Origin of the sequence: Mesorhizobium sp. CO1-1-8, from assembly GCF_020164875.1 — a bacterium.
GTDB lineage: Bacteria > Pseudomonadota > Alphaproteobacteria > Rhizobiales > Rhizobiaceae > Mesorhizobium.
This window is the reverse complement of sequence record NZ_JAIUGZ010000028.1, coordinates 1-19341: the sequence shown is the minus strand read 5'-3', so window position 1 is coordinate 19341 and position 19341 is coordinate 1. Positions and strand designations below refer to the sequence as shown.

The window sequence follows — 19341 nt, the reverse complement described above, 5'->3', positions numbered from 1 at the left end:
AACGGGTAAATCACACGTCTTTAGGCGTCCGAAAAGACAAAAAGGGATTAACTGCATGACCATTTCAGCCGAACAAGGCGGCCAAACGGATATGGTGTCGATCGCTGCCGATATCGTCTCCGCCTATGTATCGAACAATCCACTGCCGGTCGGCGAGTTGCCGAAGCTGATCAGCGATCTTCATGCCGCTCTGCAAGGGATAGGCACGCCAGTGGCGGAATCTGTGGTCAAGCAGGAGCCGGCGGTGTCGATCAGGAAGTCGGTGACGCCGGATTACATCATCTGCCTCGAGGACGGAAAAAAGTTCAAGTCCCTGAAACGCCATATCGGAGTCCACTACAATCTGAGCCCCGAGGAATACCGGCAGAAGTGGAGCCTGCCTGCAGACTATCCGATGGTGGCGCCGAACTACGCAGCCGCACGCTCAGTTCTGGCAAAAGCATCCGGGCTCGGACGCAAGGTTGCGGCGCCAGAAGCAGCCAAACGGGCACCTCGCGCTGCTGCCGCGACCGTAACCTCGCCGACTGCAAAGTCGCCGGTCAAGAAAACACGCAAAGTTGCTGCCAAGGCCTAGCCTGCCCCATCGAACTGGTTACGATTGGGCGGTGGCGGACCGAGCATGGTGAAACCCCGGCGCGGCGCGCCGGGGTTTCTTTTTTGTTTGAGCCGATTTCACTCGGCGGCGCGGCGGGACCAGATGAGCGAGAACTCGCCCTGGGTTTCGGTCTCGACCAGGCTCGAGTAGATCGGAGCGGGGAAGCTCGGATCGTCGAGTTTGACCGAGTGGTAGTCGCGGCCCTCGCGCGAGGTCTTCTTCCATGCCGCACCGAACTCGGTGGCGCCGGCGAAGATGCGGTAGTCGGGACCCTTTTCGTTGTCACCCTCGGCGGGGACGAAATCCACGGCCTTGACGTTGAGATTGAGGGTCTTGACGGAGCCCTTGAAGCCCTTTGCGGTGCTGGTGAAGATGCCGATCGTAGCCATTGCGGTGTTCCTTCTGTTGCTCGAGCCGCGCCCATCGCGGCCTCGATGGTGGTCTTGAGACTGGAGACGATCGGTCCGCATCCCGAAGGGGCTGAAACGAAGTGGAGGACGGCGGGGCGAGGCTTTCTTGGACTGCGAGGAATGGCCGCGCAGCGGACAGGGGAAGAAAACGCAGCGCCGCTGTTGCGGGAAGACGATCGAGGCGAAGCCGGTCTTCGGTCAGACCCAATCCATTCGAGGACGCCGTGGGCGTGGCTTGCCGGCAGACGAAAGAGGAGCCGTCACAATGGCGGTCCATCGGATTCACAGCGCAGAGGGCACATTGATCAGTAAGGAAGCCAATTCACGGCTAGGGAGGGATCCCTGCCCCGCAAAATAGGATGGTGAGAATGGAAGGCCGAGACTTTCACCGCTCCTTGCCTGAACCCCATTTGCATTCGATGCAGCAAGGAAATTGATACTTGTGTCAATGCAACGACTGCCACCCCCTCCAGCGGGATATCCGACCGTCGTCGCTCCGGTCTGTGCGAGCCTGGTCGAGACCAGAGCGCGGACGATGCATTCCAAATGATCCTCCGCAGCGTTGCCGCGTGATTAGCTAACCGTGAAGCGCGCGTGCCTCGCCGGAGCTTCGGCGGGAAAGTCCGCCGCAGTCTGCCGCGTCGTGGGATTGAAACGTATCGCGTTCGGAATGGCTTTTCGTTGTTCCGATTGATGGTGTCGTGCTGTCGAGGTCCCGGCCGCGCGGAAGCGCGGCCGGGAAATTTTTAGTGCCTGTCAAAGCAACTAAACCGGAGCCGCCGAAGCAGCTCCGGCCTTTGCCTATTACTCGGCTGCAATGTGGAGCGGTTCGCCTTGCTCGGCCACGCTCCCGCTATCGGTTGCGGCCAAGTCCGTCTCGCACTGAGAAGGCTCAAAATCCACCCCGGACGGTTCGTCTGCTGCCGCCGCTGCCTCACCGGTCACGTCACGCGGCTCTCCAAGCGCAGCGGGCTCCGTTGTGCGCATGAGTGCCGGGAGCCAGCTTGTTCCGGCCAGCAACTGCTCGGCGGCTTCGGCCATCGGCTGCTTCTTCAAGGCGGCAAGCCTCTCGGCCGCCTCGTCGCTCACTGCCTCCCATACGGCGGCAAGAATATGTGCCTTGGTGATACGCCCGAGGTAGGTGCAAGTCTTGCACCCTTTCGCCCCCTCAATTGCGTGGCAGCTTGTGAATTTCCAACCTGACAGGCCCGCCCCGGTCACAACTGGTGCAGAAAAGCGCTCGCTCGACCGAACCGAACAGAGCGTCTTTTCCATAGCGCTTGATGAGCCCGGCAGGCTTCACCGTCGCATGGTGCGAACAGGATTTGCACCATGCCCGCAACACATGCCACTCACGAAGATCGCCGAGCGACACATCGAGACCAGCATGCACGCTGCCGTCGATGATGGTCTGTGGCGGGATCGTCACCTCGCCCGGTGTCAAGATTTTCTCCATCACATGTCGACTGTTGTAGTGGATCAGCAACATGCCTGGCCGGCGCCGGATGGCGGCTTGCCAGGCCGCCTGGCTCACCGTTGAATCGGGCGAACGCGAAATGGTTTCGGCCAAAGCCTGCTCCTCGCGATCCCAGACCTCGATCCGAAAATTGTCTTCCGCCGTCTTTGCCATAGCTTCGCCGGCCAGCGTGATTGACACCAAGCCGTGGTCCCTTGCTGCTCCGAATCATGCTGAAATAAGGAACATATTCCTCTCTCGTCAAGGGCGCTTGACTCTTTGTTCTCATTTTGTTCACATTGGCAGGATTAAGCCATAGGAGGCGAACCATGGAACTTCGCTTGAACATCGAGGACGCAACACCCGACGAGCTCGCACGCGGCCTCGCCGCAGCCGAAGCCGTGTTTGCACGCGCCGGCGTTACGGCCCTGCAGGGCGCGGAAGGACTGTTCGCGTTGGAAGGCTGGGACATCAAAGGCTTTCCCGAAGACGACAAGCCTACGGAGGACGAGGACCGAGCGGCCGCAGTTTGGCTGGAGGCCGACGAGGCTGCGGCGGCGGCATGTTGTGCGGGCTGGCCGGAGGACAAGATTCCGCGCCGTCAGGTCATGGAACTGATCAACGTTCCCCACACGAAGTTGCAAGCCGAAGCAAGTCCAGACACCTGGCCAGAGCGGAAGCAGCTCTATGCTGAGGTAGTCAAGCGGTTGGAGGTTACAGCTGGCCCAGACCGCCAGATCGATTTCGATATTGCCTTCGTTCTGGGTTGGGTGCCCGAGCGGCCGACGTTGGATGGGGTTGAGCCGCTTTCGGAAGAGGGAGACCGTATCCCCTTCTTCACCAGCGACCTTGCCCAGGTCGAGGAGATGGCTAGCAAGGCACTCAGGGACTGGACAATCGAGATTGACTCAGACCCCTGTGATGCCCACGTTTTCGACCCGAGGGCCAGCGATGACGATGATGAATTGCGAATGGCGGCGTGGCGCAATTTTGACGGCTCCTTGCATATGCAAAAGCCGCCGGCAAATCCTGCAATTGCGCTGACGCTGGCAATGATGCGCGGCCAGTCCATGCATTTCGAATAATGGTCAAGCGTAGTCGGGCCTCACCAACGCCATCGGTCATCGACCGCGATTGGCCACACCAAGTTGCGCTGCCGGATGACCTTTGCACGGACCGGAACTTCACTGTCATCGCGAAGTTCTGCCAGGAACGAGGGCTTCGACAGCAGACGCGGCATGTGCAGGCGATATGGCTGAACGGCAAATATGAAACCTATCGACTCCATTGCTTCAGCGAGGCTGCATCCGCAGCAGCGTTCCGCGAGCATTTCGAGGGGCTGATGTTCCATCCAAGGCGCGATCGGGAGGGTGGAAAGGTGCGGGGCGTCTGGCGCCGCACGGGCCAATACGCGCCAGTTCTCGATCTTGGGCCGCTCAGCCTACCACACATTTTGCGCAGCTAAGTCACGAGCTTTTCGGGACGAACTGTCTCCACCGAGAGCGATCCGGCGGGAAGCGGCCGCAACAGTTCGGCTTCCGGCTTCGACAGATTGATCCAGGCGGACCAATTCTCAGGCTGAAGGACTACGACCTGTCGATTGTGATATGGCGCGACATCTGGCCCCGGATCGGTCGTCAGCATGGTGAAAGTCGGCGGCTTGTTGCCGACAGCTTCACGCCAAAGCCCCGCGATCGCCATGAACGGAGAGCCGTTGAGCGTGAAGCGATGTTTCGCCTTCGGATATTTCGTACCTGTGAATTCGAAGAAAGCGGACGCTGGAACGAGACAACGTCTGCTGTTGCCGAATTGCCGGCCTTCGGAGCGGAAGTTGAACACAGGCCCGCCTTTTGGTCCGGTTGGCGGAAACCCGAACGTCATCGAAGCAAGCTCGATGGCATCGCCGGCGCCGCGCATTATGGGCGCCGGATCATTGATACGAACGTCGTCCGCCTGAGGCAGATCGAGTTCGGTTTGGTGGATTGGAATGTCGAGAGCGAGCGAGGCCATCATCCGGCAATATTCAGCCCAGGCGATATGCTGTTCGTAGTCGTTGCACATGGACGGCTCCGGACTTGGCCTATCTATTCAGGCTAGAGCATGCGAAGCGGGATGGAAAGCGGCCGGCACACCAGAAAAACCGATCTGGCGCCGGTCAGACCACAAGTTTCCGGGGCACAGCGCCGCCAGCATTGCCAACGAACGGGAGGCGGAGGCGGTTCCACTCTTTCGGTTGCCTGAGGATGACCGCAAACAGCACAATCCGTTGAGGCAGGCGGCGCACCGCAAGTGATTGTCGATAGTGAAGCGCCGGGCGGATGGGACCAGCAAAACATGTCATCGAGACTGACGTACCGAAGGCGCGGACTCCTGTGACACTGTTTCGACATCGACAGTAACGAGCCCTCCGCCATCGATTCTGACGGTCACTTTGCCACCTCGTCATCGATCCGGGTCACAAAGCCGGTGATATCGACCTTCTCGCCGGCCCTTGCTCTCTTCGGTGTGTCGATCGAAAAGGGAAAGCTGTAAGAAGGAATGCTTATGTTCGACATGCCGTCGTTCAGCACCTTCAGGATTGTCACGGTAAGTGTCACTTCATCGCCGATCTTCAAAGCCATTGCCTAGCGTCCATTCCCAGCTTTCGTCGTTCCCATTCTGCTAAACATTCAATTTTGCTAAAATGTCACGGAACCGATTGCTGGCCTTGCCGCTTGAGTCGGGTTCCGGGAGTGGCCAGTGCATGAGTAACGCCGCAGACCAGCTTTCATTTATTGAGTTTCAATCACCCACGTTGGTCGAGAAGGCGCCTGAGGGCAGCGACTGGCTTCACGAGATCAAGTATGACGGCTACCGCACCGAGCTGATCATCGAGCGCGGCAAAGCACGGGCCTTCACGCGCCGTGGCTACGACTGGTCGCATCGTTACCGACGAATTGTTCAAGCAGGGGCCGCCCTGAGGGCCAAGGCAGCAATCATCGACGGGGAAGCTGTCGTCCTTGGCGACACTGGCCTGCCCGATTACCAAGCCTTGGAACGGGAATTGGGCAACCCAAACTCGCCGAAGATCATCTTCTATGCGTTCGACCTGCTGCACCTCAACGGGCGCGATCTTCGCCAGCAGCCACTGGCGAAGCGGAAGGCCGCGCTCGAGAAGCTGCTAAAGGAAACGGCGCCGACACTGACCTTTGCAGAGCATCTGGAGGTGAGCGGCAGCGACGTGTTTGAACATGCATGCCGGATGGGCTTGGAGGGCATCGTATCCAAGCGAGCGAATGCCCCCTACCGCTCCGGTGTCCAGCCGAGCTGGCTCAAGGTGAAATGCATCAAGAGCGATACTTTCCCCATTGTTGCTTTCGTCGAGAAGCTCGGCGCCCAGCCCCGCCGCATCGCATCGCTGTACATCGGCCGGCGCGAGCGCGACCGGTTGCTTTATGCCGGCAAGGCCCAGAGCGGATATACCCTCGAGGCGGCGCGGCGTGTCCGTGAGCGGCTTGACCCATTGATCGTTGACAAGTCGCCGTTGTCGATAGCCGTCGACAAACCGAAAGCGACCTGGGTGAAGCCGGACGTCCTGGCCGAGGTACAGTTCAGCGGCGTCACGGATCGTGGCATCCTGCGCGAGGCAGTGTTCAAGGGCCTACGTGAAGACCTCGTGTCGATCCCGGCAAAGCCGCCCGCTCCATCAAAGAGACGAGAGGCGGAGCGGGACCATGGAGTTCCTCGCGAGAACATCCTGCAATTGCTCCCCGATGCGGTTTCGCCGTCCAAGGAACAGCTTGTGCGTTATTGGGAGCGGGTTGCTGACCAGGCATTGATCCACCTCGGCGGGCGACCGTTGAAGCTGGTCCGCCATACGTGGGGCGCCACCTTCTACCACAAGGGAATGCTACCGGGGATCCCCGCGGCCGTGCATCAGTTGCGTGTCCAGAAGCGCGAGGGGGGCGAAGGCGTTCGCGTGTGGGTGGACGACGTTGCCGGGTTGCTCGGATTGGTCGAGATGGATGCCGTGGAGCTGCACCCCTGGAACGCTACCGTTGACGATATCGAGCTTGCTGATCGCGTCGTTCTGGACCTCGATCCTGGCGAGGGCGTCGAGTGGGCGGAAGTAATCGAGGCCGCCCTGGCGCTCCGCGACATCATCGCATCGGCAGGTCTGGAGAGCTGGCCGAAGGTGACCGGCGGCAAGGGCATTCACCTGATGGCGCCGCTTGCGACAAAGATGACCCACGACAGTGCCCGGCAAATTGCCAAGTCACTAGCCCAGTGCCTCGTCGATGCACGTCCCGATCGTTATCTACTGTCCGCCGCGCCGGAAGCCCGAAGAGGCCGCATCTTTCTAGACTACCTTCGCAACGGGCGCGGCAACACCGCGGTGGGCGCCTTCTCCCCACGAGCCCGACCGGGCTTGCCAATCGCTCATCCTGTAACCTGGAGCCAGGTTGAGCGCGGGATTCGGCCCGACAGCTTCACCATCGACCACCCTTTCCGAGCGGCTGCCCGAAAGACGGCGTAGCCGGCGGCATCGGTAAGGTTGTTAGAGCGAACCTTTCCGGTGAGGTCGCGTTAGCGGAGCAAAAGGTTTGTCACCATCGTTTGACGAAGCGGAACCAATGGGTGCGGTGACAAAACGCTCCAACAGACCTCGACATTCCCGGCGAAAGGCTCGCGTATTGAAACGGACCTCTCGAACGCCGCCTCGATCGTTCTTCGTCGAATATGAGGATCCGGCTGGCCGTCGTCGCCTTCGCCGCGTGACTTGTTGGTCAATCAAGTACAATCGGGACGGCACTCCGCGCCTGCTGGCCCAGACTGACGATCGACAGCAGCTCCGATCATTTCGGATCGACAGGATTTTGACAATCACCGATGCTGCCGGAGTGGTCCAAGAGCCGTTGGCGGATTTTTATCGGAATGAACTTGGGCTGGTTTGCCAGCCGCAGAATAATCAGGACACTGAGGCCAGCCAGCGCGCCCGGAGATGGAGGACAATTCGCAACGTTATTCGCGACGGGGGCTTGGTCCTGCTGTCTGCGGTTGCGAACGCCGATCACGATGTGGCTCCCGAAGAGGTGCAGATCATGATCGACCATGGCACGGCAACCTGTGTCGCGGAAGGAATTAAACTGAGCCTTGATGAGGCCGCACGTTTGCGGAGATGGGCGCAGCGCATGCGACCGTCGCCGGAGGCAATAGATAAATCACTTGCCAGCTTGAAAACCTGCGGCCGGGAGAAGCGGGCTGCGATCATGGCTGCTTGCACAGAGATAGCCGACGCAGACGACTTTCGGCATCACGGCGAAACGCTGTTGCTGCGCAGGTTCTCCGTTGCATTGATGATGGATTAGCTGGTCTTGCACGGAGACCGGGATCGTAGTGACCGGTCGGGCGTTGAGAGGCGCGGCCTAGCCATGGAAATGCAATGACTCGCATCGCAACATTCAACGTGAACGGCGTCAACGGCCGCCTGCCCGTGCTGCTCAAGTGGCTGGGTGAAACCCAGTACGACATCGTCTGCCTTCAGGAGCTCAAGACGTCTGACGAGAAGTTCCCTGCCGACGCGATCAGGGGCGCCGGCTACGGTGCAATCTGGCACGGCCAGAAATCTTACAACGGGGTAGCTATTCTCGCTCGGGGGGCCGAACCACTAGAACGTCGACGCGGGCTGCCCGGGGATCCAGACGACACGCACAGCCGCTACATCGAGGCCGAGGTGAATGGGCTTGTTGTGGGTTGTCTCTATTTGCCCAACGGCAATCCCGCGCCAGGCCCAAAATTCGATTACAAGCTCCGGTGGTTCGATCGCCTGATCAGCTACGGCCAGCTGTTGCTTGGAGACGGCGCCATGAGCATTCTCTGCGGCGACTATAACATCGTTCCGACCGAAATCGACGCCGTGGTGCCCCGACGGTGGCTAGGGGACGCAGTGTACTTTCCGGAGAGCCGGCAAGCCTACGCCGAAATGCTTGGGAATGGTTGGATAGACGCCGTCCGCCGCATCCATCCTGAGAAGGGCATTTACACCTACTGGAACTTCTCATACCGGGGTGGTTACGATCGAAGCTCCGGCCTTCGAATGGACCATCTGCTTGTTAGCCCTTCCCTTTCGGACAAACTCCGCAATGCCGGCGTGGACGTCGAGTTGCGCGGGTGGGAGAAACCAAGCGACCATGCCCCAGCTTGGATCGAGCTCGATTGACCGCCACTAAGTCACTCACGCAGCTCCGGAACAGAGCAGCTACCTAGGCCAGCCAGACCGCGGCGCCAATCACCGCTGCCCTGGCACCTCTGACGATCACCACGTTCAGCATGATGCCGGCGGCACCACTGCGCTGTGCTCTGGCGGCAAAGGCCTGTGCGACGTTGCTAACCCCACGCACCGCCACCGGCAACAGAGCTGGCTAACGCCGCTGCCGTCCTCTCGCAGGACGTGAGTGCGGGCAGGCCCGGCCTGGTGATCCTGACCCTGGCAGTATTGACTGTCGTCGGCTTCGGCGCCGAGTGGCTGGTCCGGCGGGTTTGGCGCCGGGCGGTTCCAACGGAACAGTTGACCCCGGACAGGCGATCCTGTCCGAGGTCGCTGCCTTGCTGACATTTGCTCTGGCCGCCATCGGCTCGTTCCTCGCGTTCGAATGGCCGCCTTTGCTGCGCCGCACCGTGCTGACCTTGCTGCTCGCCTTCATCGCCGTGCGGGTCGTCCGCGCAACTGCCAGGTTGCTGTTTGGACTAGCCGGCGCGGGCAACGGAACGTCGGATGAGACGCTGACGGCAACTCCTGTCGCAAGCGAGACCGGGCAGCGTTTCTGGCTTCGGCGCGTGAGCGTCATCGCCGGCTTCCTACTGTTTGGCTGGGCGGTGATCAGCCTCATGCCTGGCATCGGTTTCTCGATCGACGTGACGCGCTTGGTCGCCCTGCTTGTGGCTTGGGCATGTTGGCCGTCGCCGTCGAAATGGTCTGGCGGCGGTCGGGCAGCGCAGCGTTCGCTGTCAAGTCGTGCGGCATGTCCCCTACGATCAAGCCGAGGATGCCGGCGCCACACGTCGTCTTCAGGCTCGGTCCAGAGCCTATGGCCGTTATAGGTTTGTCCTTGTCTCTGGATCCTGGCCCTCGACTTCTCGCCCCTGGCTTGGTAGTCGGCAATCTCAGCTAGATACATTGCGGCACCTCCGCTCTGGTTGCGAGCCCCCAGCCAAAGCAGCATGATGATTGTGCGCCCGAAGTAATGAAGCCAGCGCCGCAGTTCGTTTGTGCCCGATAATCCAGCATTGAATGCCCGCTAATCCCAACAGGTGGATGGCATGATCATTTGGGCTTTTGGAAGTGTCCAGAAGCTATTTGAAGTTATCACGCAGCCAACTAACCCGCCCTAGAGTATCCACCCGGCCCTCGCCGTGCTCGTCGAAGCGCTTGCGCGTCAGGCGGTACGGGACGACTATGGATCGATGAATCAGCAGATGGCAACGAGCCGGTCATTCCGGAAGCCCAGCGTCATGGTGTACGATAGCATCAAACACCGCTTCATATACGCTGCCGGTTTCTTCTTCGATTTTCGGTGCTGCTGATGCCGATCGTTTTCGCGTCAGCGAAGAGCTTCTGGATAGCCTCCGCCACCGAGATCACGTCTGAACTCGCCAGGGCTGACACATTGCTGTTCAGCCACTTGTCGAGGAATTGACCCCGCGAGTGCTCATCCTGACACAAGTCGCTGGGGGATATTAGGTTCCTCTTAAATCCGCCCTCATTTGGAGGCCCCCCAGCCTGAAAATCTCCAGCTTGGCGCTGCAGGAGAGCCGCACCTTTTCACCGCACCGATTGCATGGGAACGTGGTTACAGACTTGACTGACGTCCTCCCCGTTTTGTCCGCGTCTATAAGTTAGCCCTGTTCACGTTGTGATCCTTGACGGATCGGGTTGCATATTCAATCGGGGTGAGCCCATCGAGGCTCGTATGTGGGCGATTCACATTGTAGTCGATCCTCCATTCTTCGATGCTGTTGCGGGCATGCCGGTAGCTGGTGAAGAGCCGCTCATTGAGGCACTCATCGCGTAGCCTCCCGTTGAAGCTTTCCACGACATTCTGCATCGGCTTGCCGGGCGCGATGTAGTGCCATTCGACACGCCGATCTTCCTGCCACGCCAGGATGGCGTTCGAGGTCAACTCGGTGCCGTTGTCCGACACGATCATGCAGGGATAGCCGCGATGCTCGGCGATGATGTCGAGTTCGCAGCCGACACGCTCGCCTGAGATCGATTTATCGACGGCCGTCGCCAGACACTCCCGGCTGAAGTCGTCGACGCACGAGATCCGGAAGCGGCGGCCATCGGTCAGCGTGTCGGAGACGAAGTCGAGGCTCCAGCGCTGGTTGGCGCCCTGCGGGATTGCCATCGGCGCTCTGGTGCCCAAGGCCCGCTTGCGGCCACCTCGCTTGCGCACCGTCAGCCGCTCCTCGCGATAAAGGCGATAGAGCTTCTTCCAGTTCACCGCCACGCCTTCGCGCTTCAAGAGCAGGTGCAGCCGACGGTGGCCAAAGCGCCGGCGTTCAGCGGCCAATTCCCGCAGCCGCTCGCGCAGGCCTGCATCGTCCGGCCGGCTCGAACGGTAGCGGTAAACCTGCGGCTCCATACCGACGAGCCCACAAGCCCGGCGCTGCGAATAGCCCTTGTTCTCGATCGCCCAGGTCACGGCGGTCCTCCTCGACCCATGCGTCAGAAGTTTTTTCGAGCATCTCGCGCAAGGTCGAGACGTCGAGCATCGCATCGGCCAGCAGACGCTTCAGCTTGCCGTTCTCCTCCTCAAGAGCCTTCAGCCGCTTCGCCTCCGACACATCCATGCCGCCATAATTTGAGCGCCACTTGTAGAAGGTCGCGTCGCTCACGCCGTATTTGCGGCAAAGCTCCATCGCCGAGAGCCCGGCCTGGTGCTCCTTCAAAATGCCGATGATCTGTTCGTCAGAAAATCTCGATCGTTTCATTGCCTGTCTCCTCATCCGGGGAACAGGCTAACCTCAAAGCGAGGACAATTCAGGGGAGCACGTCAGGCCCTATGGTAACACGTGGGGACGACCGATTTTGAATGGCGTAGCCGGACCGCAGGAGAAGCTGAGTTGCGCCGGTTCTTATCAATCGAAAGTCGTCGACTAAGTCTCGTCCGTTGGAACATTTCGGCTGGCCCGCTCGCGCATGCCGCGACAACAGCATTTTACGAAAGAAGGCTCCAGACTACCGATCGCGGTTGGGCACTGAATGGTCTTCCACGCATCGGACCGCACTATGGAGTAACGAACGACTGAATGCGGCGCCAGGCAGACAGCCGTTATGCACGCCGCTGCCTTCGCGTGCCTGCGGAAGCGATTTGCTTGGTTTGGCATGCTAACCAGATCCGAGATGAAGAGCCGCGACCGCAACTGCTCCTTTAAAAGCATCGCCTCGGCAACTCTCCGCTGCTGGGGTCATGGTTCGAGGCTGACCCTAGCGTTTCTCGCCCGAGGCATGGTTTCCCATGACGCCCGCGTACCCCGGCGGGGTGGGGCGAAGGCTGGACATCAGGTCGTCGACCTCGGATCCCAGTTTCACCGTCGTGCGCTCGAAGGACGACGTGAACGTCAGGCCGTAAGGGCCGCCGCAATAGGTCGCTGGACGGGCCACCTCCCAGATGAGTTTTCCGTGCTCGTCCATCACGTCCGATGAGCAGGATGCGGCCACCACCTCACCGACGATGGTGAGCCGGTCACGCCACTGCATGTTCCACAGGACGCGGCATTCGAAGTGGCGGTCGTATTCGGCGATGCGCGGCGGCTTGACGACCCTGCTGTCCATGGCCGTGAGACCGGCATAGTCCAACTCGTTCTTCCCGGCAGGGAGGTCAGCGCCGGTGAGGCACATCGAGCGCAGATCTTTTGGCGAGAACGACGGAATGTTGACGACGAACTCTCCGGTGGCGGACACATTGTAGGCGGTATCTCGGCCGAGCCCGATGGTGAACGTGACAGCAACCGGGTCATGCGCAATTCGCACCACCGCGCCCATAGCCGAAGCGTTGACGTTTCCATCGAGATCGACGGTGGTCACGACGGCGGGCGTTGCGCTGAGTGCGTACATGCTGTCCCAGTGCGCAGGGTCGATATTCACGAATGTGCGGGGTCCCGCATGTGTCATAGCGATTCCTTCGTCGGTCTTCGGGTTGCTGGGGTCAGATGTGTTTGACGCTTCCGCCGTTCACGGGCAGATCGGCACCCGTGATGTAGGAGGACTCGTCGGAGACCAAGAATGCGATCGTGTTGGCCACGTCCGCGGCACGACCGGGCCTCCCCAGGGTGATGCGCCGCTCGTCGCGGACATAGCGCTCGATCGCGGTTTCGATATCGGTGCCAAGGCGCTTCGCCAGTTGCTCGGAGAAACCTCCTGGCTTGTCCCACAGCGGTGTCCTGATCGACCCAGGGGAGACCGCGTTGACCCGTATCCCGTGAGCGCCGAGTTCTTCGGCCAGACCGCGCGTGATCGCCAGCAGACCAGCCTTGGTTGCCGCATAGTCGACGAAATATGGATCGACCACACGCGCGGTGGACGAACAGGTCATGACGATCGAGCCATTGCCGGATTGCCGCAGCATCGCAATCCCCGCTCGCGTAATTCGGACCGCGCTCATCACGTTGACGTTCCACACCAGCAGCCAGTCGTCATCGGTGATCGTCTCGAACCCGTTGCGCGTCGGGGCGATGCCAACATTGTTCACGATCGCATCGAGCCGACCGTGCTCGTCCCGAACCCGGTCGACGAGTGCCGCGCATCCCTCAGCGGTGGAGAGATCCGCGACAACGCCGGTGACGGCGTCCAGGGCCTCCGGGAACGGTGTCAGATCACCCGACACAACATGCGCTCCCAGCGACCTCAGCTTGCATACCGTGGCTAATCCGATACCCGATGATCCTCCGGTAACGAGTGCTATTCGTCCAGACAGGTCGGTCATATTAAGTCTCCCAGTAGAGATGCGGCGGAGCGTCGGTGCCCGATGTCGAAAGGCTGCCGAAGTCCTCCCTCCAACATGTGGTCGTCGTTGATCATGTTCCGCGGATACCGGATGGTCACCCGCTCGTCGAGTTCAGATGATCCTGCGGCTACGACCGGATGGCGCAAGGTCCTCAGAACCGACGTGTCTGGCAATGGAATATTGCTCAGTCTGATATCTCCTGGCGGAATATCGTTTCAGGAAGGGCGCCCGGGCCACGCTCCCGTCTTACCCCGCCGTAAGGGGCCCAGGTCTGGGCGATCAGCCAACCACAATCGATCGGCAGGTTCACCCCGGTGACCGCGCTTGCCGCTGGCCCGGCGAGGAATGCAACAACGCTGGCTATCTCTTCTGGCCTCGCCATGCGGCCGAGCGCGGAATTTTCAAGTGCGCCCGCGACGCGCTCGCCCCTGTCGATTGCCTGCTGAAGCGCTGGCGTCAGCGTATACCCAGGCGACACCGCATTGACCCTCACACCAGAGCGACCCCATTCCGCAGCCAGGCATTGCGTGATGGACACGACCGCCGCCTTCGATGGCGAATAGGCGTGCAACGGCATCGATGCTTCGGCAGCGATCGATGCTATGTTGACGATGCTGCCACCGCCATGGGCAGCCATGCGACGGCCGAAGGCCACACAGGCAACGTAAGTGCCGCGCTGATTGATGGCGATGACCTTGTCCCACAGCGCTATATCGAGCGTCTCTGGCGGCAATGGCTGCTGAAAGATGCCCGCACAGTTGACGAGAATGTCGACCGCACCGAACCTGTCCTCGATCTGAGCCGCGGCAGCCTTAACCGCGTTCTCGTCTTCGATATCGCAAGACCAACCGTGCCCGTCGATCGCCTTGGCCAGCACGTCCGCCGCTTGTCCGTCGCGATCGAGAACAATGACGCGCGCACCACATCTGGCCAGCTCACGGCAGCATGCGGCGCCGATGCCGCTGGCGCCGCCGGTGACGACCGCGATGTTTCGGGAAGCCTCTGTCATCTGGTCCTCCTGTGTCAGGGTACCGATCCGCTGGGAGGCGACGGCCAGGCATTTCGCGGGCTTTCGATGAACTCGATCGTCACACCGTCATGATCGCGCATATAGCAAACCCACCGGCCGCCATTCGGACCGCCGGACCCGATCTTCACCGGGCTTGCCACTGGCTGGAAGCCATGTTCTCCCGCCGCGGCGATCAAGGCGTCGATGTTCACCACATCGAAGGCAAGGTGCGCGAAACCGGTATCGCAAGGGCGGGACTGAATACGATGTCGATCGTCCGGGGATAAATACTGGATCAACTCGACGACATGACCGGCTCCAGCCAGGTAGGCGACCTCGATGTCGGCCCCGATCACGCCAGCGACGATCTCGATGATCCGCCGGTCGCGTCCGGCGCGCGAGGTCAGCGTGAAGCCGAGGCAATCCCGGTAGAAGGCAACCGACCGACCGAGGTCGGAAACCGTAAAGCTGGTGTGATTGGTGCCAAGAATTTGGTAGCCGGCCTCGGTTTCGACCAATGGAAAGGCCTCCCCGACAAGGTCGCCGATGACCGGCCGCCCGTCCAGCTCCCATCGGTAGATGCATGGCCGGGTGGCGGCAATTGAGTTTAGTTCCCGCTGCTATTGCCTTCGCGAATGCCCGGAAGCAGCGGACAGACATCCATAGTTGCGGCAACGCTGCGAAGCGTCTCGAGAAATGCCTTCGCGGCCGGCGCCATGGGCGCATCGGTGCGGGCAGTCACGCCCACCGAATTAATCGTTTCGCCTATAACGATCGGCAGCACCATCAGGCGGCCAGACAGGACGTCACGATTCGCCACTTGCCATGGCCAGACCGCGAGATAGTCCGAGGACGTCAGCAGTTCGCTGTTGGTGAGCAGCGACACCGACTCGATCGCGTTGCCGGGCGTTTCTAGTCCGGCATCACGAAATGCCTTGTCGATCTGCCGTCGCAACACCGTCTCGCGCCTGGGGAGTATCCAGTCGGACTTCTCCACGTCGGCAAGACCGATATCAGGCCAATCGGCCAGAGGATGGCCGTGCCTCACAACCACACAAGCCATGTCCTCGAACAATGTCTCGTGGGCAACATCGTCTCGTTCGAGCATGCCTGGCAGGCGACCCACGATCATGTCCAGTTGACCCAGATGCAACTCTGGAATCAGCGCGTCATTGGTGCCCTCGACAATCGAGACGGTAAGCTTCGGGCGTGTGCTGCGCAGCTGATGGATTGCCTTCGGAACGAGTTCGGCGGCGGCCGACCACTGCGTTCCGATCGCCACCCTGCCATTCGCTCCGTCGAGAAGCTCGACCAGCTCGGTGGATGCCTGCTGCAATTGGGCGAACACCTGGCGGGCGTGCACAATCAACCCGTGCGCGAAAATGGTTGGAATGGCACCCTTGATGGTTCGTTCGAACAAGGTGATGCCGAGCAGGGCTTCCGCCTCCTGCAGCGCCTTCGTCACGGCGGACTGGGTCATGTGAAGGTGCTGGGCCGCGGCCACGAGACTGTTCTGCTCGGCGATAGCCACGATCAGGCGCAGATGGCGGATGGTCAAGCGATGGACAAGTGTCTGCACCAAGGGGAGCGCCTTCGAACTGCGCCATCGCGCCAGCCTCGCCAACGCGAGGGACATCGCACGACTGTCGGCGAAGGGCTATTGAATTTAAGCTATGCCGGTATAACCGGACGGTCTTGCGGCAGTGGAAATGCCGGGATCTCCCCAGCCACCTTGCGCAACATGGTCACCAGCATCTTGGCCGCGGGCGACAGGCGCGCGCCAAGCCTTGTGGTGATGCCGACCGGACCTTCCGTCGGTCTGAGCCGCACGGGCAGGATCGCGATGCGGCCGGTCTGCAATTCGCGCTGGGCAACCTGCCACGGCCAGACCGACACATAGCCGGAGTCGAAGATCAGTGCCCTGTTGGTCAGAAGCGAGACCGATTCCACCGCATTCGAAGGCGGCGCCAGGCCCTGGTCGAAGAAAGCCAGGTCGATCTGCCGCCGTAGTGTCGTCTGCTGGCGCGGCAATATCCAGTCCAGGGCCAGAAGGTCGTGCAAGCCGAGATAGTTTCGGCCGATAAGCGGATGCCCTGCGCGGACGACGATGCATCCCGCATCCTGAAACAGCGTTTCCTGCTCGAGACCTTCGCAGTCCCATATCTGCGGCAATCGTCCTAGCACCAAATCCAGTTCCCCCTGGCGCAATCCCGGTAGCAGCAGGTCGTTGGTGCCTTCCTTGATAGAAATGGCGAGTTTCGGCCGCTCCTTCTTCAACTTGACGATAGCGTCGGGCAGCAGACTGGCCGATGCCGCAAGCAAGGTTCCGACCGCGATCCGGCCGCCAGTGCCGTCGCGGAGATCACTGATCTCCTCCGCGGCACGACTGAGATCGGTCAAGACCAGGCGGGCATGAGCCACGAGTGCCTCGCCATAGATGGTCGGGATCACACCCCGGTTGGTGCGCTCAAAGAGGTCGACGCCCAGCATGGACTCGATTTCACGCAGCGCCTTGGTCACCGCCGGCTGCGTCATGTTCAGCCGCTTGGCCGCGCCGACAAGATTACGCTCCTCGGCAATCTTGATGACCAGTCGCAAATGGCGAAAGGCCAGTCGTTTCAGCAAGTGCTCCAGTGAAGGATCCTCGGCGCCCCGTTGGTATGTCATATATTTATAACAGTGCCTGAAGATAGGCAACGAAGGGCGATCAAAGCAAATTCCCTCCCATTGCTGGGAGGGAGTATGTGGCTTTATGCACTAGGCGATGTAGCACTCGTGCCGGGCCAGGAAGAAGCGTCCGGTCCGGCAGGCCAAGGTCAGTCGGTCAATTCATTGCCGGCGTAGTCGAGACCGCCGGAAGCCGTCGGCTTCCAGACATACATGACGTAGTTCGCTTCAACCATGTCGCCGCGCTTGTCGTATGAGATCTTGCCGATGACGGTATCGAATACATGCCCGGAGTGCATGTATTCCGCGATCTTTTCCGGATCCGTCGATTGGATGGCGTTGGCTGACTGCACCAATATCTGGACCGAAGCGTAGCATTTCACGGTGAATGCCTCCGGTTCAAATCCCGCCGCGCGCATCCGCTCGACAATCTGCTTGGCCTCCGGATTCTCGCGAGGATCAGGCGTGTACGTCATCAATGTTCCGGCACCGCCGGGACCGGCGATGGCGCCGAAATCGGTGGTCACCAAGCCGTCACCACCCATCAGTGGCGCTTGGACGCCCTGATCACGCATCTGCCGGATGATCAGACCGGCCTCCGTGTAAACGCCGCCGTAATAGAGCACGTCGACGTCGGCTTCCTTCAGCTTGGTCACCAAGGCTGAGTAGTCCTTCTCGCCGATGTTGATGCCTTCGAACACAACCTCGCTAATGCCCTTGTCGTTGATACCTTTCTTGACGATCTGTGCCAGTCCTTCACCGAAAGGGGTCTTGTCGTGGACGATGGCGACGCGCTTGCCCTGGAAATGCTTCACGAGGTAGGCAGCCGCCACCGCGCCTTGTTGATCGTCACGACCCGTTGTGCGGAAGGTGTTCCACAGGCCGCGATCGGTGAAGGTCGGATTGGTCGATGCCGGCGTGATCTGGATTATGCCGTTCTCCGCATAGACGTCGGACGCCGGAATGGAAACGCCTGAGTTGACGTGTCCGATCACCCATTTGACGCCGTCGGCGACGAACTTGTTGGCGACCGAGACGCCGGCTTTCGGATCGGCGACATCGTCACCGATCTCGTACGACAATTGCTGGCCCGCGGCTCCGCCGGCGGCGTTGAAATCCTTGACGGCCATTTCGGTGCCGCGCTTGAACTGTTCGCCCCAAGGGGCGCTCGAGCCGGTGAAAGGGGCGGCAACACCGATCTTGACGCCTGCACCGTCAGCCGACGCGGGCATGGCAAAAACAAGACCTGCGAGTGCGAGGCCGGCAAGCAAGGCCAGCGGCGAGGCAAGACCCTTTGACAGGAATTTGGACATGAGGTTCTCCCATTTCGTCAGAACTGCGATGCCGCGCTGCCGGTTTGTTTATTCTTCGCTCTGCCGGGCCTCGGCCCAGGTCACGTCTTTTCCAAACGCTTCATCACGATCGCTGGCCAATAGGAGCGCGGCCCTCCATTCCAATCAATTGAAATTCCTTCACCCTGATATTACCGATCGAGCAGGAATGCCGGCCGAAAGCGAAAAAGGCGCATCGCCTTCCGGCGGTGCGCCTCGAAACAGGGCCTCGCGCTGCGCGCGAAGGAGCGGCCCTAGGATTTGACGCGTCTCCAGCTCAAGATTGAAGCTCTTTCGTACAGCCAATCATACTGTGTGACCATCTGGTTGGTTCGTGTGTATTGATAGCCGACGAAGCCCAGTATCATCAGCACGATGGTGTCGACGATATAGTAGTGCAGCGAGAACATAGTGCCGCCGAACAGCGCGTGATGGATGAAGCGGATCGCGATGCCGAGCCCGAGCATATAGGCGAACAGCTGCATAAAACTGCGCCATGTCTCAGCGCTGGCCTTGCCCGTCATCCAGGCCGCCCAGCCGCCCAGCAAGCAGGTGACGAAGAGGAGCTGCCAGATCGAGGGTTCCTCGTAGAGAATGCCTTGCATGGTAAGGACTCCTGAACTCAGTGATGTCCGCCTTCGAGATAGGCGGCGCGCACTTCGGGATTGGCGAGCAGTTCCTTGCCGGTGCCGCTCATCGTGACATTGCCGTTGACCATGACATAGCCGCGCGTGGCGAGCTTCAGCGCCCCGAACGCATTCTGCTCGACCAAGAACACGGTCAGCCCCTCCGTCTTGTTGAGCTCGCAGATGGCGTCGAAGATCTGCTTGACGATCAGCGGCGCAAGGCCCAGCGACGGCTCGTCGAGCAAAAGCAGCTTCGGCC

Annotated in this window: 22 protein-coding genes and 1 pseudogene; 7 read left to right on the top strand and 16 right to left on the bottom strand. The window is 60.6% G+C overall.

Translation table 11 applies throughout. The features are described 5' to 3' along the window. Positions 1-55: 55 nt before the first annotated feature. Positions 56-574, top strand: coding sequence for a MucR family transcriptional regulator (locus LB558_RS31825; protein WP_224701231.1), 519 nt, complete (start codon positions 56-58; stop codon positions 572-574). 98 nt (positions 575-672) lie between these two features. On the opposite strand, the gene LB558_RS31820 is transcribed toward LB558_RS31825, so the two are convergent. The 3 genes from LB558_RS31820 to LB558_RS31810 all read right to left on the bottom strand — a co-directional run bounded on the left by LB558_RS31820 (position 673) and on the right by LB558_RS31810 (position 2575). Then, a complete protein-coding gene (locus LB558_RS31820) occupies positions 673-984 on the bottom strand; it encodes a DUF736 domain-containing protein (RefSeq protein WP_224701229.1) in 312 nt (103 codons plus the stop codon). A gap of 825 nt (positions 985-1809) precedes the next feature. Further along, positions 1810-2094, bottom strand: coding sequence for a hypothetical protein (locus LB558_RS31815; protein ID WP_412033510.1), 285 nt, complete (start codon positions 2092-2094; stop codon positions 1810-1812). Positions 2095-2173: 79 nt separating this feature from the next. Continuing rightward, complete coding sequence (locus LB558_RS31810) at positions 2174-2575, bottom strand: hypothetical protein (protein ID WP_224701227.1); 402 nt, start codon at positions 2573-2575, stop codon at positions 2174-2176. Between the two features lie 215 nt (positions 2576-2790). Here LB558_RS31810 and LB558_RS31805 point away from each other — a divergent pair, with 215 nt between their 5' ends. Both LB558_RS31805 and LB558_RS31800 read left to right on the top strand, forming a co-directional pair. Then, the gene (locus LB558_RS31805) at positions 2791-3546 is read left to right on the top strand and encodes a hypothetical protein (protein ID WP_224701225.1); all 756 of its coding nucleotides are present in this window, start codon (positions 2791-2793) and stop codon (positions 3544-3546) included. Then, positions 3546-3926 (top strand): hypothetical protein, encoded by a 381-nt coding sequence (locus tag LB558_RS31800; RefSeq protein WP_224701223.1) that lies wholly within the window; start codon positions 3546-3548, stop codon positions 3924-3926. The genes LB558_RS31805 and LB558_RS31800 overlap by 1 nt, the downstream gene beginning before the upstream one ends. Here the strand turns inward: LB558_RS31800 and LB558_RS31795 are convergent. Together LB558_RS31795 and LB558_RS31790 are read right to left on the bottom strand one after the other, a co-directional pair. Beyond that, positions 3923-4522, bottom strand: coding sequence for an SOS response-associated peptidase (locus LB558_RS31795; RefSeq protein ID WP_224701221.1), 600 nt, complete (start codon positions 4520-4522; stop codon positions 3923-3925). The two genes, LB558_RS31800 and LB558_RS31795, sit on opposite strands and share 4 nt — an antisense overlap. Positions 4523-4887: 365 nt before the next feature. After that, entirely contained in the window at positions 4888-5082 is a 195-nt protein-coding gene (locus LB558_RS31790) for a hypothetical protein (RefSeq protein WP_224701219.1), read from the bottom strand. 122 nt (positions 5083-5204) lie between these two features. On the opposite strand from LB558_RS31790, the gene ligD reads away from it, so the two are divergent. The 3 genes from ligD to xth all read left to right on the top strand — a co-directional run bounded on the left by ligD (position 5205) and on the right by xth (position 8660). Beyond that, positions 5205-6977 (top strand): DNA ligase D, encoded by a 1773-nt coding sequence (gene ligD, locus LB558_RS31785; RefSeq protein ID WP_224701217.1) that lies wholly within the window; start codon positions 5205-5207, stop codon positions 6975-6977. A 340-nt stretch (positions 6978-7317) separates the two neighbouring features. Next, a complete protein-coding gene (locus LB558_RS31780) occupies positions 7318-7809 on the top strand; it encodes a TerB family tellurite resistance protein (protein WP_224701215.1) in 492 nt (163 codons plus the stop codon). A gap of 74 nt (positions 7810-7883) precedes the next feature. Then, positions 7884-8660: an exodeoxyribonuclease III gene (xth, locus tag LB558_RS31775; protein ID WP_224701213.1), complete on the top strand. Its 777-nt coding sequence runs from the start codon at positions 7884-7886 to the stop codon at positions 8658-8660. A 43-nt stretch (positions 8661-8703) separates the two neighbouring features. On the opposite strand, the gene LB558_RS31770 is transcribed toward xth, so the two are convergent. Further along, on the bottom strand, positions 8704-8841 hold the full coding sequence (locus LB558_RS31770; protein ID WP_224701212.1) for a hypothetical protein: 138 nt from the start codon (positions 8839-8841) through the stop codon (positions 8704-8706). A gap of 205 nt (positions 8842-9046) precedes the next feature. Here LB558_RS31770 and LB558_RS31765 point away from each other — a divergent pair, with 205 nt between their 5' ends. Next, positions 9047-9541, top strand: coding sequence for a hypothetical protein (locus LB558_RS31765; protein ID WP_224701210.1), 495 nt, complete (start codon positions 9047-9049; stop codon positions 9539-9541). A 788-nt stretch (positions 9542-10329) separates the two neighbouring features. Here the strand turns inward: LB558_RS31765 and LB558_RS31755 are convergent. The 10 genes and pseudogenes from LB558_RS31755 to LB558_RS31710 form a co-directional block, all read right to left on the bottom strand. Then, positions 10330-11434, bottom strand: a protein-coding gene (locus tag LB558_RS31755; protein WP_224701208.1) for an IS3 family transposase whose coding sequence is annotated in 2 segments (ribosomal slippage) — positions 10330-11182 and positions 11181-11434 — 1107 coding nt in all. Because the reading frame shifts where the segments join, the coding sequence is not laid out codon by codon here. A gap of 496 nt (positions 11435-11930) precedes the next feature. Continuing rightward, positions 11931-12560 carry a flavin reductase family protein gene (locus LB558_RS31750; protein ID WP_224701206.1) on the bottom strand — a complete coding sequence of 210 codons (630 nt, stop codon included), beginning with the start codon at positions 12558-12560 and terminating at the stop codon, positions 11931-11933. Between the two features lie 91 nt (positions 12561-12651). After that, the gene (locus LB558_RS31745; protein ID WP_224701204.1) at positions 12652-13428 is read right to left on the bottom strand and encodes an SDR family NAD(P)-dependent oxidoreductase; all 777 of its coding nucleotides are present in this window, start codon (positions 13426-13428) and stop codon (positions 12652-12654) included. A gap of 205 nt (positions 13429-13633) precedes the next feature. Next, entirely contained in the window at positions 13634-14458 is an 825-nt protein-coding gene (locus LB558_RS31740; RefSeq protein ID WP_224701202.1) for an SDR family NAD(P)-dependent oxidoreductase, read from the bottom strand. 14 nt (positions 14459-14472) lie between these two features. Next, the gene (locus LB558_RS31735) at positions 14473-14976 is read right to left on the bottom strand and encodes a VOC family protein (RefSeq protein ID WP_224701200.1); all 504 of its coding nucleotides are present in this window, start codon (positions 14974-14976) and stop codon (positions 14473-14475) included. Between the two features lie 89 nt (positions 14977-15065). Further along, the gene (locus tag LB558_RS31730; RefSeq protein WP_224701300.1) at positions 15066-16037 is read right to left on the bottom strand and encodes a LysR substrate-binding domain-containing protein; all 972 of its coding nucleotides are present in this window, start codon (positions 16035-16037) and stop codon (positions 15066-15068) included. 92 nt (positions 16038-16129) lie between these two features. Continuing rightward, positions 16130-17083, bottom strand: a complete 954-nt coding sequence (locus LB558_RS31725; RefSeq protein WP_224701198.1) for a LysR substrate-binding domain-containing protein — start codon at positions 17081-17083, stop codon at positions 16130-16132. A 191-nt stretch (positions 17084-17274) separates the two neighbouring features. Continuing rightward, positions 17275-18426: a branched-chain amino acid ABC transporter substrate-binding protein gene (locus tag LB558_RS31720; RefSeq protein ID WP_224701298.1), complete on the bottom strand. Its 1152-nt coding sequence runs from the start codon at positions 18424-18426 to the stop codon at positions 17275-17277. Positions 18427-18710: 284 nt separating this feature from the next. Then, on the bottom strand, positions 18711-19061 hold the full coding sequence (locus tag LB558_RS31715; RefSeq protein ID WP_224701197.1) for a DUF6867 family protein: 351 nt from the start codon (positions 19059-19061) through the stop codon (positions 18711-18713). A gap of 17 nt (positions 19062-19078) precedes the next feature. Further along, positions 19079-19341 (bottom strand): annotated as a pseudogene (locus LB558_RS31710) (ABC transporter ATP-binding protein); the annotation flags it as partial.